The 14,340-nt window shown below is 38.8% G+C and carries 12 protein-coding genes; 9 read left to right on the top strand and 3 right to left on the bottom strand.

The annotated features are described in order from the left end of the window. Positions 1 to 47: 47 nt before the first annotated feature. The gene (locus tag ACYQ0E_RS08775; RefSeq protein ID WP_460187856.1) at positions 48 to 1,022 is read left to right on the top strand and encodes a YbgA family protein; all 975 of its coding nucleotides are present in this window, start codon (positions 48 to 50) and stop codon (positions 1,020 to 1,022) included. Between the two features lie 120 nt (positions 1,023 to 1,142). Continuing rightward, entirely contained in the window at positions 1,143 to 1,601 is a 459-nt protein-coding gene (locus ACYQ0E_RS08780; RefSeq protein WP_460187857.1) for a PAS domain S-box protein, read from the top strand. Between the two features lie 108 nt (positions 1,602 to 1,709). Here the strand turns inward: ACYQ0E_RS08780 and ACYQ0E_RS08785 are convergent, their stop codons facing one another. The 3 genes from ACYQ0E_RS08785 to ACYQ0E_RS08795 all read right to left on the bottom strand — a co-directional run bounded on the left by ACYQ0E_RS08785 (position 1,710) and on the right by ACYQ0E_RS08795 (position 5,584). Beyond that, the gene (locus ACYQ0E_RS08785) at positions 1,710 to 2,555 is read right to left on the bottom strand and encodes a MerR family transcriptional regulator (protein WP_460187858.1); all 846 of its coding nucleotides are present in this window, start codon (positions 2,553 to 2,555) and stop codon (positions 1,710 to 1,712) included. A gap of 210 nt (positions 2,556 to 2,765) precedes the next feature. Then, entirely contained in the window at positions 2,766 to 4,241 is a 1,476-nt protein-coding gene (locus ACYQ0E_RS08790; RefSeq protein WP_460187859.1) for a cryptochrome/photolyase family protein, read from the bottom strand. A 65-nt stretch (positions 4,242 to 4,306) separates the two neighbouring features. Then, entirely contained in the window at positions 4,307 to 5,584 is a 1,278-nt protein-coding gene (locus tag ACYQ0E_RS08795; protein WP_460187860.1) for a Glu/Leu/Phe/Val family dehydrogenase, read from the bottom strand. 293 nt (positions 5,585 to 5,877) lie between these two features. Between ACYQ0E_RS08795 and ACYQ0E_RS08800 the strand changes: the two genes are divergently transcribed. From ACYQ0E_RS08800 to uca, 7 genes are all read left to right on the top strand, one after another. Next, a complete protein-coding gene (locus tag ACYQ0E_RS08800) occupies positions 5,878 to 6,597 on the top strand; it encodes a biotin--[acetyl-CoA-carboxylase] ligase (protein WP_460187861.1) in 720 nt (239 codons plus the stop codon). A gap of 192 nt (positions 6,598 to 6,789) precedes the next feature. Then, positions 6,790 to 7,764 carry an ABC transporter permease gene (locus ACYQ0E_RS08805; protein ID WP_460187862.1) on the top strand — a complete coding sequence of 325 codons (975 nt, stop codon included), beginning with the start codon at positions 6,790 to 6,792 and terminating at the stop codon, positions 7,762 to 7,764. A gap of 9 nt (positions 7,765 to 7,773) precedes the next feature. Further along, positions 7,774 to 8,685, top strand: a complete 912-nt coding sequence (locus ACYQ0E_RS08810) for an ABC transporter ATP-binding protein (RefSeq protein ID WP_460187863.1) — start codon at positions 7,774 to 7,776, stop codon at positions 8,683 to 8,685. A 1-nt stretch (position 8,686) separates the two neighbouring features. After that, positions 8,687 to 9,154, top strand: a complete 468-nt coding sequence (locus ACYQ0E_RS08815; protein WP_460187864.1) for a CopG family ribbon-helix-helix protein — start codon at positions 8,687 to 8,689, stop codon at positions 9,152 to 9,154. Next, on the top strand, positions 9,147 to 9,899 hold the full coding sequence (locus ACYQ0E_RS08820; protein ID WP_460187865.1) for an urea amidolyase associated protein UAAP1: 753 nt from the start codon (positions 9,147 to 9,149) through the stop codon (positions 9,897 to 9,899). Before ACYQ0E_RS08815 ends, ACYQ0E_RS08820 begins: the two co-directional genes overlap by 8 nt. Next, positions 9,892 to 10,536, top strand: coding sequence for an urea amidolyase associated protein UAAP2 (locus tag ACYQ0E_RS08825; protein WP_460187866.1), 645 nt, complete (start codon positions 9,892 to 9,894; stop codon positions 10,534 to 10,536). Before ACYQ0E_RS08820 ends, ACYQ0E_RS08825 begins: the two co-directional genes overlap by 8 nt. 144 nt (positions 10,537 to 10,680) lie before the next feature. Then, positions 10,681 to 14,340 carry an urea carboxylase gene (uca, locus tag ACYQ0E_RS08830; RefSeq protein ID WP_460187867.1) on the top strand — a complete coding sequence of 1,220 codons (3,660 nt, stop codon included), beginning with the start codon at positions 10,681 to 10,683 and terminating at the stop codon, positions 14,338 to 14,340.

Consider the following 14,340-nt stretch of genomic DNA (forward strand, 5'->3'; position numbering starts at 1 on the left):
AATATACATAAAGATTTCATATAAAATCAGTTTAAAAGGAGAACGCCATGCATTATCCACGAATTAAAATAGCGGTATCTGACTGCTTAAGAGGAACCGAATGTCGTTACAATGGTGGGCATGCTCAAGATGACTTTGTGAATCATGAGTTAGCTAAATATGCCGATTTTTATCCTTTTTGCCCAGAAGCCGCCGTTTTAGGAACACCGCGTGAAACCATTCGTTTAGTGGGTATAGGTAACGAAGTACGTGTGATTGGGCCAAAATCTGAAACCGATTATACCGATGGTATACAGGCGTATAACAATCTAATTATCCCTAAATTGGTGGATAAAAAAGTGGATGGTGCTGTAGTGAAGTCACGTTCACCTAGCTGTGGTTTAGAGCGCATTAAAGTCTATCAACCTAATGGCGAATGGCATGGTTCTAAAGACCCAATGCAGGCAGGCTTATTTACCCGAGATTTACGTGAAGCTTTACCTCATCTTGCCATTGAAGAAGAAGGACGATTGTCTGATGCTTGGTTACGTGAAAATTTTATGCTGCAAGTTTTTACGTCGGCTCGCTGGCGTGAATTTTTAGAATCGCAACCTACACTGGCAAGTTTTCAGGCATTTCATAGAGACCATAAATATCTGTTTTTATCTAAAAATGAAGAACTGTATCGTGATTTAGGTGCTTTAGTGGCCACTACTCGCAAGTTTAATTTAGAACAAAGTATAAAAGGTTATGAACTTAAGTTATTTAAATTATTGGCCTATCGTTCAAAAAAAGGTTCAGTTAAAAATGTGTTAGAACACATTTATGGCTACTTTAAAAAACAGGTTACACCTGCAGAAAAACGACATTTTCGAGAAACCGTAGAAGAGTTTATGCAAGATATTGTGCCGTTAATTGCCGCCATTAAAATCTTAGAACAGTTTTTAAATCACTATGGTTCAGAGTATTTGCAGTCTCAGGTGTTTTTTCACCCTTACCCAGCAGACCTGGCGTTAAGATCGAAGGTTACCGCCTATCGTTAAAGCAATGACTCATTAATAGAGATAACAACTGATAACAAATCATAAATAATCACTACTTGACCGTAGTTGTAAGTAAGGCATAATGAATAAAATTAGAATTTCATTCACAACATTGAGCTTATGAAAGACCTTAAACTTAGAACCAATTTACTGATTCAGCTAGTTGAAAACGCACAAGAAGGTATTGTGGTTGCCGAAAAGGAAGGCCACGATACAATTCTTATCTACGTTAACCCAGCTTTTGAGGATTTGACTGGCTATTCATCCGAAGAAATTTTGTACCAAGATTGTCGCTTTTTGCAAGGCGACGATACCGAACAGCAAGCCATTAAAGTCATTCGTAATGCCATAGATGGTTCTACGCCGGTAAGAACGGTATTAAAAAACTACCGTAAAGATGGTTCTGTTTTTTGGAATGAATTAAGCGTAACGCCGTACTATGATGAGGTTGATCAATTAACTTACTATATTGGTATTCAAAAAGATGTCACAGAAGAAGTTCTGTTACAAGAAGCTTTAGACGCGGCTAATCAAAAAATTGCACAACTAGAAGCGGATATTCAATCTTTACAGAAATAGAACCCTTTTAGATTTACCTATACTCACAAAATTTAGTTTGCCACCAGGCATACCAGGCCTGGTAAATCTATTTACAAATGACATAAAACATGACCAAATAACACTAAATTAAGCGAAATTATGAATTGAGTTAATAAAACAATTCGCTTTACCGTCTAAACTTGTATTCTCGTTTTCTTCTAAGAAAAAATGCACCGTCATTAATGGGTGATTATCTACCCATTTACTCCAAAACACTTTATCAAAATCCTTACTATCATCAACAAAAGCCACGGTATTGCACTGTAATGTATGCAAAGTTGCATCAAGCTCTTTATATTGTTGGTCTGCATAAATGGAATATAAATTCACATAAGGATAATACCCTTTTTGCGTCAAAGACAGGGCTGCTAACAGTAATATAGATTGTGAAGTTCCTGGCTTAGATTCTAGCCATAATGGTTGCGTGGTTGCTATATTCATAGAACGCATAGCAAAGCGCATGCGGGTTTGTAATCTTGGGATAAGTTGTGATTCCCAAAAAATAAAACCTGATCGTGATTCTTGTTTAAGCATTTTGGTTACCGAACTGAGTACAGGCAACCAATACAATTCGGCTAAATCATTAAATAGGTTATCTAACTCTATATTTAATTGTTCGCTATCGTAAGAGAATGCATACTCTGTTAAACGATTCTGAAAATCAGATTCACCCACTTTAAAATCTATTTTTTGGGTATTTGCCTGTTCGTCTAATAAGGCTTTTACTTGGCTAATCGCCACACCTTGTTCGGTTAAAGCGACTGCGGCTTTAATTTGATCAATATGTTTTTGGGTATAAAGCCTATGCCCACCTTCTGTTCTTACAGGCTCAATTAAACCGTAACGTCTTTCCCACGCTCGTAAGGTAATAGAGTTAACCCCTGTTAGATTAGAGACTTCTCTAATTGGGTAAAGAGCTTCGTTAATTTGCATAATTCTCTTTCATTATTAGGTATACATATTTTGTGATTGATTATCCATTATTGTAAGAAATCAACCACCAAGGCACGGAGACACGAATATTTTAAAAATGAGTAAAAACGGTCCGCAGTTTCAAATAATAATTAAATTTAAAAAAACCAACTTAAGTTATGCATATCTTAGACAAAAAGCTATACCAAAGCAATCCTACATTGCGATGCATCAAGCTTTTGCAGCCCAAGATTTCATTTCACTTACTCTTGTAAGATGCTGTTCTCGGCTCTGTTTTAAATCCACAATGGGATAAGGATAATCTTCTCCTAAAATAACACCTTTTAGCTCACACTCTTGCTTGTGTAACCAAGGTTCATGCACCGCTTTACTTGACAAATTTTTAAGCTGTGGCAACCAATGTTTAATGTATTCGCCCGTTTTATCAAATTTTGTACTTTGTGTAACCGGGTTAAAAAGACGGTAATACGGTGCGGCATCTACCCCAATGCCCGCAACCCACTGCCAGCCCATAACATTATTGGCTGGGTCGGCATCGATTAAGGTGTTATCAAACCATTGCTTGCCTGCTAACCAATTTTGATTTAAATTTTTTGTTAAAAAAGACGCCACCAACATACGCACACGGTTGTGCATAATGCCCGTTTGCCAAAGCTCTTGCATACCAGCATCAATAATCGGAATCCCCGTTTTCCCTTTTTGCCATAAGCTAATTAGATGGTTATCTTTTGGCCATTGCATAGCCAAATACTTTTTTTGAAACGACTGTTTTTCGGTTTCTGGAAACCAGTGTAATAAATGACGCGCAAACTCTTTCCACACCAATTGTCGCAACCAGGGTTGAGCGATATCGGCTTTAATATCGCCCGATTCAATTTGACTTTGCAGAGTGAAAAAAACATCTCGCATCGCTATCTCCCCAAAATGCAAATAGCTGGATAATGCACTGGTAGCCGATTGTGCTGGAAAATCTCTATCTAAGGTATAGGTGATTAAGTCTTCTTGTATAAAATCATACAGTCTATTCCAGGCCGCTTTTTCACCTACTGGCGAATGTGCCAATATTTTGGTTGCCCAAGGTTGTTTTAATACATTGCTTAAATCGTTAGGTAAATCGGCATATTTTTGCGGTACCTGTATATCACCTGCTTTAGCGAGTACATTGGCTTTATCGCTAGACTTATCACCGCTAGGCAATGACTCATAGATTGGCTCAATTTGCGTTTTTTTTGTTAAAAAGTTTTTATAAAAAGGCGTATAAACCAAATACGGTTTTTGTTGTTTATTCAACAAGCGTTCTGGTTCTAATAAAAACTCACTATAAAACGGCGTTAAAGCCACTTTGTATTTTTTACAAACATCTAAGGCCGTTTGCTGCATTTGCAAAAATGGGCTACCCACTTGATAACTGTAATAAACCTGTTTTATGTTTTGGTGCTTAATTAACTCAATTAACCGAGTTTCAAAATCACCTTCTAGCATCCATAAACTTCCCGAATGCTGTTCAATATTGGTTTTAAAGCTTAATAAGCTAGCCGCTAATCTTGCACTATTTGCCTGACCCACTGTTTGTTTAGGGTCGTGAAAATAAGCCAAAATCACGCGATCACTTTGCGCTAATGCCTGCTGAATAACAGGGGTGCTTTCTAAACGAAACTCTCTTTGAATCCAAACCAAATTTGTCATGTTGTGAATTAACTCTTTCTTTAGTAAGCACTTAAAATAATTTGTTTTAGCCTCTTAAATACTCCTTAAGGGACTTTTTTAAAGTATTTTTGGTTACCACGTTCATCAATCGCCCCCGCTAAACGTGCTATGCCGTGAATATAAGCGGCGGTTCTTAATGAACAGCCATGATTTAGGGCTAAATCATAAATAATATTGGCTTCTCTACACATGAGTTTTTTTAGTTTTTCTTCTACTTCTGGGCGTTCCCAGTAAAGTCCTGAACGGTTTTGTACCCACTCAAAATAACTGACAATCACCCCGCCCGAATTGGCTAAAACGTCGGGAATCACATTGATGCCATTTTTTTCTAATACTTCATCTGCCTGCGGTGTAACCGGCCCGTTAGCAATTTCTAAAACCGTTTTGGCTTTAATATTATGGGCATTTAATTGGGTTATTTGATTCTCTAAGGCGCCCAAAACCAAAACATCTACCTCTAACTCAAGCAGTTCATCATTAGTTATTTCAGTAAAATCCAATATATTGCATACAGAGCCATCGCAATACACCGAAGCCAGCTTATCATCTGTTTGTTTAAAGCGATAAACATCTTCAATATTTAAACCCGAGGTACTGTAAATAGCGCCTCTGGAGTCAGAAACTGCCACGACTCTATAGCCCATGCTTTTTGCTAACCGTGCAAAGTGATAACCTACATTACCAAAACCTTGTACAGCAATTGAGGTTTCTTCTGGTTTACAGCCTTTACGACGAGCATATTCATTTAAGGCATGTAAGGCACCTTGCCCAGTAGCCGATTCTCGTCCTTCTGAACCACCTAAATGAATGGGTTTACCTGTAATTGCAGCGGGGACTTGTCTACGAGAAATAATACTGTATTCATCTGCCATCCACCCCATAATGGTACTATTGGTATAGACATCTGGCGCAGGTATATCACGTGATTCACCTAATACATCCGCAAAGGCTCTAATATAACCACGTGACAAACGTTCAAGTTCTAATTTTGAAAGCTCTTTAGGGTTTACCATAACGCCCCCTTTTGCCCCACCAAAAGGTAGACCTGCAACGGCACACTTTACGGTCATCCAAAAGCTTAAAGAGGTCACTTCATCTAAGTTAACCCGTGGATGATAACGAATACCGCCTTTAGTTGGCCCTCGTGTATCGTCATATTGCACTCTATAACCCGTAAATATTTTTAACGAACCATCATCCATACGAACAGGAATACTGGCAATAATGGATCGTTTAGCAACGGATAACCTATCCATAACTTCTTCATCTACATCAATATATTTAAAAACTGACTCTAAACGTTGCTTGGCTAACTCAAACATAAAAAACCTCTTTGCTTTTTAAGACAATTAAATACGTAGTAACATTCTAAACGTAATTTTTAAATAAAAAATACGTTTCTGACCCTTTGGCACAGCGATAACACAGAATAAAAAATAAGAAAAAATCCATAGCGTTCTCGCCAGCCCTTGTAGTTTGGACAAAAAGCAGGCGAATGTTAACTCGGTTTAGCTGACGCTTAGTAAACGGTCTTGTCTGTTTAAAAGAACAAAACATGAGTAGTTTTATTACAATAAGACGTAAAAACAAATAATTTATACCAAAGGTCTATATTTTGAACACACCCTATACCCTCATTCAGTTACAAAGTGTTGATTCAACCAATCGTTATTTAAAAGATTATGTATCTGAACACCAACCTTGTTCCGCTGTTTTTTGTATAACAGAACAACAAACCGCAGGGTATGGACAACAAAACCGTAAATGGCAAACTAATAAAGACTCTGCGATTTTTTCTTGGGCAGTTCCACTTAACCCGCAAGACAAAATAACAGGCCTGGTAAGTTTACAAATTGCGACTTTATTACACCAAAGCCTTACTGAAATTACGAAAGATATGTTGCAACTAAAATGGCCAAATGATCTTTACAATACCCAAGGTAAAGTGGCAGGCATATTAATTGAACAAGTGGTTAAAAAAGACTACCGAGCCTTAATTATTGGCATAGGCATCAATCGCAATCACAATGATTTAATCGCTAGCGCAAGCAGTGTAAGTCAATTTAAAACAGAAACATTAATCGACAAATTATTTAAAAAAACAGAATTACCAGGCCTGGTAAATTTCTCAGTTCAATCACTTTTAGACTACTGGCAAACGCACGATATGTTTGCTATTAATGAGCCAATTGAACTCATTACCGCAGAAAACGCCAACAGCAAACTAAATGGTATTTACTTAGGCATTAACCAAAATGGCCAGGCTTTAATTAACCTCAATGGCAAAATACAAACCTTAACGTCTGGCCAAACCTCTATCCGCAAATCCCTTTAAAAGCGATTAAAAATATTTCATTTTGGTTCATTCGTGAACCAAATTGAAACAAATTCCTTTCATTTATTGGCTTTCAAAACCATACATCCCTAATAAAACCGCATTTTTAAGATGGCACAACAAATGCTTATTACTTTTTTGTAAAAAAGTAATACCTATAAACCCCCTCTACTTCAAAAGATGAATTTGCCTATGAACATGTTGAAAAGTTGGACAAGACCAAGAACCTCACTAGATAAAAAGTCAGCGCGTGTACTGACCTTTGCAAGCTTTGCTATCCCAATTTTTATTTGGTGCTTAGTAAGTTATGTACCTTTTATTTGGCATCCACAGGTAGAAATCACAGATTCAGGCGGAGTAAGTTATTTTAGAGAAGGTGCTTTAATTGATAAGGACGTCTTTAAAATTGAAGTCGAGAAAAAGATTAAAGAAAACCCACAAATTGATATGGCCGCACTTCCGCAAGGAACTCCTGCTAACCCAGTGTATTTACCTGCGCCAGATGAAGTTTTGACCGCACTTTATACCGCATTTACCACCCCCCCAAAACGTAATGGACAACCTTGGCTACATGAAAGTTTATGGCACTCTATTCAAGTTATTGCTTGGGGCTTCTTTTGGGCAATGATATTTGGTGTACCTTTAGGTATTTTGGCCGGAACTTACAATGCCGCATCACATTTAATAGAACCTTTTACAGAATTCTTTCGCTATTTACCCGCACCCGCTTTTGGGGCTTTAGCGGTCGCCATTTTAGGTATTTATGATGCACCCAAAATAGCCATTATTTTTATAGGAACGTTTTTTCAAATGGTCTTAATTGTGGCAACCACCACCCGTAAATTAAATATGGCTATTATTGAAGCCTCTTTAACCTTAGGCTGTAAAGGCTTTCGCATGATTCGTAGAGTAGTTTTACCGGGTGTTTTGCCAGATCTTTATCGCGATATGCGTATTTTGTTAGGCTGGGCTTGGACCTACTTAATCGTTGCAGAATTAATTGGTACCAGCACAGGGATTACATGGTTTATTACTCAGCAAGCACGTTATAAAAACTTTGATAATGTCTTCGCCGCTATTTTAATTATTGGATTAATCGGTCTCATTACCGATATGCTTCTTGCCCAAATTGGCAAGCGTTTATTCCCTTGGCATACAGATAAATAGGAGTAAGTCATGTTAAAAAAAGTTCACCCATTAGCGGCCTTGTATACGCCTGAAATTAAAGATCGTAATCAACGTATTTTGCAACGCCCTAAAGCATTAACTATTAGTGATTTACACAAAACGTTTGAGCATAAAGGTAAAAAAGTAAATGTACTTAACTCTATCGACTTTACCGCTTACAAGCGTGAATTTGTATGTGTTGTTGGCCCTTCAGGTTGTGGTAAATCAACGCTTGCCCGTTTAATTGCTGGCTTAGAAACTCACGAAATTGGTACGATTCATATTGACGAAAAATTAGTTGATGGCCCAGGCCCAGATAGAGGCATGGTATTTCAAAGTTATTCACTGTTTCCTTGGATGACCGTTAAAGAAAATGTCATGTTTGGTTTAACTGAAGGCGGCATGGCAAAAAACCAAGCTGAAGCCGAAGCTTTTCAATGGATTGATTTAGTTGGTCTAGAAAAGTTTACCAACGCTTACCCACATCAACTTTCTGGTGGTATGAAACAACGTGTCGCGATTATTAGAGCCTTAGCAACCCAGCCTAAAATTTTATTAATGGATGAGCCTTTTGCTGCTTTAGACCCTCAAAACCGTTTAAAAATGCAACGCTACCTTTTAGAAATCTGGCAAAACATTGATGTAACCATTTTCTTTATCACTCACGATCTAGATGAAGCCATTTATTTAGCCGATAGAATTCTTATTTTAGAAGCTAATCCAGGTAGAGTCTCAGAAACATTAAGTGTTCCTTTGCCACGACCTAGAAAAGAAAACACTTTACTTAGCCCTGAATTTTTAGCCACTAAAGCCTATTTAGAGGAATTGGTTCATCCTGAACAAGAGGAAGAAAGTATGGAAGAAAAATTAAGTATGGTACGTATGGTTTCAGTTAACTCAGAAGTTCCGGATATTTTTTAATATGACACAGCATAAAAATAAACTCATTAGAACCAGCGCCTCTTTACCTGCCAGTGTACTTGACGATTTAGATCATCTTATGCAGGCAAAAGGCTTTACCAATCGTTCAGCACTTTTAGCCGATATTATTCGTAAAGAATCCGCATCCTTTAGCCAAAACTACACCAATGAAATTATGGCAGGCACCTTTACCATGATTTATGACCATTCGGTTCCTGGCTTACAACAAAAATTGAATCAACTAAAACATCAATATGTTGCCGAAATTATCACCAGTACGCAAACACAGTTGATGAACCAACAAACTTTAGAGGTCAACTTAATGCAAGGCGCAGCCCAAAACTTAAAAAAAATAAGTGATGAGATGATGGCTCATCGCGGCGTTAAAAATGCCAACTTGTACTTAACACAATCTACGATACCGCCCATTTTTAACTCAGAAACAACACAGGAGAATTCAGATGACTGACACCAACCAAGCCAGCCAATATAACGGCTTAATTTGGCAAGAAAATTTACCAGGCGGTGCTCACTGGTCGGGTGTAATTCGTCGTGGTACGGTTTTACGTTTAACGGATATTGAAGGCAATGCAAACGTAGCGATGCTTATCAATAACCTTGAAGTAAAAAACGAACGCTACAATATGCCAGACACCTTAAAAGCTCAAAAAACGGCTTTTTTAACGGTACCGAATATGTGTTTTAGCGATATGGGTAGAGTTATGTGCTCTATTATTGCCGATACTTGTGGCTGGCATGACACCATTGGTGGGCTTTCTAATAAAGCCATTATGACTAAAAAATACGGTAAAAAACCTTACCAAGAAGCGCATAACGACTACTTTAAAAATGGCTATGACAGCCTAATTAATGAACTTGGTAAATGGGGTTTAAATGCCAGTGATGTTATGCCAAACATTAACTGGTTTAGCAAAGTTCGTGTAGAAGACAATGGCTCTATGACTTTTATTGCTAATAATTCTAAAGCGGGAGATTATGTTGATTTACGCTTTGAAATGGACTGTATTGTTAGCTTATCAACCGCTCAACATCCAATGGATTCTAATCCAGAATATGATCCAAAACCAATTGAATTAAGTGTCTATAAAGCGCTACCTGTTGAAAAAAATGACCCTAGTCGTTTACACCGCGCAGAAAATCAAAGAGCCTACTACAACACCAAAGTATTTTATGGAGAAAACCCAAATGACTAAACCAACTTTTGATGAAAACCGTATTGTTTATCGTGAAGTAGTGGCTGCGGGCGACCCATGGATGCACGAAGTAAAAGCCGGCCAATATTTTAGAATTGTGGATCTTGAAGGAAATCAAGCGGTTGATACGCTTTTCTACAATGCCAAAGACCATGATGAACGCTATTCAGCCACTGATACCATTCGTGAACAAGGCAATATTTACTTAACAACGGGAAGCGTTTTACAATCTAATCTTTGTAATCCAATGCTCACTATTGTGGATGATACTTGCGGACGCCATGACACCATTGGCGGAGCTTGTTCAGCAGAAAGCAATACCGTACGTTATGCCATTGAAAAACGTCACATGCACTCGTGCCGCGACTCTTTTCTGATGGCCTTAAGTCATTGTGAATGCAATCACGATAAACCAATGACAAAAGAAGACCTATCCAGCAATATTAACTTTTTTATGAATGTACCTGTTTCACCAGATGGTCACCTAGATTTTGATGATGGTATTTCTGCCCCAGGGCGTTATGTAGAGATGCAAGCTCACATGGATGTATTGGTTTTAGTGTCTAACTGCCCACAGCTTAATAATCCATGCAATGGTTATAACCCAACTCCAGTTGAAATGATTATTTGGGAATAATGAGAACTTTGCACAAAATCATCACAATAAAAAACAAACATTCTTTCTTAGTATAGAACAACAAACATAACAACATATACACCCCAATTGGGACGACCCAATTTGGTAGAAATCACTTCAGAACGGTCTGAAAAGGAAATAACTATGTTTAATAAAGTGCTCATCGCCAACCGTGGTGCTATTACGACAAGAATTATTCGTACTTTAAAAAAAATGAATATTCAGTCTGTGGTCTTAGCATCAGATGCCGACCGTGCATCGTTACATGTTCAACATGCCGATGAAGTCATTTTTTTGCCAGGTAATGTCGCCACAGAAACCTATTTAAACGTACCCCTTATTTTAGAAGAAGCCATAAAACGTGGTGTTGAAGCTGTGCATCCTGGTTATGGTTTTTTAAGTGAAAACACCAGTTTTGCCGAATCTTGTGAAGCGGCAGGTATTCGTTTTATTGGCCCAGAACCGCAACACATTCGTGACTTTGGTTTAAAACACATTGCCAGAGATTTGGCGATTGAAGCCAAAGTACCGTTACTACCTGGTTCAGGCCTTTTAGACACTTTAGAGCACGCCTTTTCTGAAGCTAATCGTATTGGCTACCCTGTTATGCTCAAAAGCACCGCTGGTGGCGGTGGTATTGGTATGCAAAAGTGCGATACTCAAGAAGAACTGTCTGAGGCCTTTGAGCAAGTCGCCCGTTTAAGCCAAAACTCTTTTGGACAAAGTGGTATTTTCTTAGAAAAATTTGTTGTGAATGCTCGCCATATTGAAATTCAAATTTTTGGTGACGGTAATGGCAATGTCGTCTCTTTTGGTGAACGTGACTGCTCTTTACAACGCCGTAACCAAAAAGTCGTTGAAGAAACCCCTGCCGTTGATATTAACCGTGACCAAGTGGCCGAAATGGAAGCTCATGCTGTTCGTTTAGGTGAATTAGTTAGCTATAAATCAGCCGGAACGGTGGAATACGTTTACGATGCCGACACCAATGAATATTACTTTTTAGAAGTGAATACTCGTCTGCAAGTTGAGCATGGCATTACCGAAGCAGTTAGAAATGTAGATTTAGTTGAATGGATGATAAAAGTCGCTTATGAAGCCAAACTACCGCTTTCAGCCGAACAAATTCAACCTGCTGAAGGTCATGCGATTGAAGTACGCGTTTATGCAGAAGACCCATTTAAAAACTTTCAACCAAGTACAGGTAAATTAACCGGTTGGACAATGCCTAAAAATTGCCGTGTAGACACTTGGTGTGACCGTGGCATTGAAGTCAGCTCATTTTATGATCCTATGCTGGCCAAAATCATTGTAAAAGGTCATACCCGTGAAGAAGCCGTTGAGAAATTACAGCAGGCTATGGACACGACCAAAATTGATGGTTTTGAAACCAATATTGTTTATTTAGGTGCGCTAAGTCATTCTGATAAATTTAAAAACGGCAGTGGTCTTTACACACAATTTTTAAATCACTTTATGCACACACCTAATACCATTGAAGTTACCAACCCTGGTACACACTCTATGATAGTCAGTTATCCAGGCCGTGTAGGCTTTTGGGATATTGGTGTACCACCATCAGGGCCAATGGATTCTTTATCACATAGATTAGCGAACCGTTGCTTAAACAACCCTGAAGACGCCGCAACCATTGAGATGACCGTATCGGGTGTTGGGCTCACCTTTGATAAAGACACCGTCATTTGTATTACGGGTGCCGACATTCAAGCCACGCTTGATAAGCAACCTATTCCCCAATGGCAACCTGTGCGTGTTAAAGCAGGACAACAATTAAAATCTAAAGTGATTAAAGACTTTGGGCAACGAGCGTATTTAGCCGTGCTTGGCGGATTTGATGTGCCTGATTATATGGGCAGTAAGACGACCTTTTCATTAGGTAAATTTGGTGGTCATGGCGGGCGTTTATTACGCACTGGTGATGTATTACGTTTAACCGATATTGAAGATAATCAAGACTTACCAGGCCTCCCAAAACAGGTTATTCCAACATTAACAAACCAATATGAAATTGCCGTAATTTACGGCCCACAAGGTTGTCCTGATTTCTTTACCGAACAAGATATTGAAAAATTCTTTGCCGCAGAATGGCAAGTGCATTACAACTCAAGCCGCACAGGTATTCGCCTAGTTGGGCCAAAACCACAATGGGCGCGAACAGATGGTGGTGAAGCTGGTTTACACCCTTCTAATATTCACGATAACCCTTATGCAATTGGCGCAATTGACTTTACCGGAGACATGCCTGTTATCTTGGCACAAGACGGCCCAAGTTTAGGGGGATTTGTTTGCCCTGCAACCATTATTGAAGCCGAACAATGGAAAATGGGACAACTTCGCCCTGGCGATAAGGTCCGTTTTAAAGCGGTCTCTATTGAAACAGCTGAACTGGCTATTGCCCATTATGAACAAGCGATTGCGGAATTAAAAACCCCAACGACACTTGAACTACCTTATCTAAATGAACCAACCGAGCAGTCTTGTATTGCTCATGAAACCTCAGCAGACGAGCACGAATTTGGTGTTAAATACCGTCGTTCTGGTGATAGCCATGTATTAATTGAATACGGCAAAATGGAGCTAGATTTAGCGCTACGTTTCCGTATTCAGGTGTTATATGAGCGTTTAAAAACCAATAAAGAAGCAGAAGGCCAGGCCTGGGAATTTTTAAAAGAGTTAACACCAGGTATTCGTTCTTTACAGGTTCACTATGACCCTAAACAGATTACCCAATCAGACATTATTCAAAAACTAATTAAACTAGAAGAAGAAATTTCATCTGGTCAAGACTTAACCGTTAAAAGTCGCATTGTACGCTTGCCACTTTCTTGGGATGACCCAAGCACCAAACTCGCCATTGAAAAATACATGAAAACGGTTCGTCCTGACGCGCCTTGGTGCCCAAGTAATATTGAATTTATTCGCCGTATTAATGGGTTAGATAGTATTGAAGACGTTAAAAAAATCATTTTTGACGCTAAGTATTTAGTTATGGGATTAGGCGATGTTTATTTAGGAGCGCCTGTTGCTACGCCACTTGACCCTCGTCATCGTTTAGTAACCACCAAATACAATCCTGCTAGAACCTGGACACCAGAAAATGCGGTTGGTATTGGTGGCGCTTATATGTGTGTATATGGCATGGAAGGCCCTGGTGGTTATCAGTTTGTGGGTAGAACCATTCAAATGTGGAACCCTTATCACATAACCAACAACTTCCCCGTTGGTAAACCTTGGCTATTGGACTTTTTTGACCAAATTCAATACTACCCTGTTTCAGAAGAAGAGCTGGCACAAGCTCGTTTAGATTTCCCTCTAGGGCGATATGACATTGAGATTGAAGAGACTGAATTATCTTTAAATAAATACCAAGCATTTTTAGCAGAAAACACCGCCACTATTGAAGCGTTTCAAACTCAACAACAAGGTGCATTTGAAGCTGAACGACTTTATTGGGAAGAATCAGGCCTGGCAAATTTTGAAGCCGAAACGGCTCAAGAAGAGATTCAAAATGAAACCGCCACAGAAATCCCAGAAGGCTTTGAAGCCGCTACCTCGCCAATTACCGGAAGTGTGTGGAAATTACAGGTTAAACCTGGCGATAAAGTGCAAGAAGATGACACTATTGCCATTTTAGAAACCATGAAAATTGAAATACCTGTTGTGGCTGAAACTTCTGGTACGGTCACCGAGATTTTAGTGAATGAAGGTGATCTTATTCAAACGGGACAAACATTAATGGTTCTTGAACTTGATGAACTTGGCCAACAGGAATCAGAGGTTTAA

Source organism: Thiomicrorhabdus hydrogeniphila, from assembly GCF_054656895.1.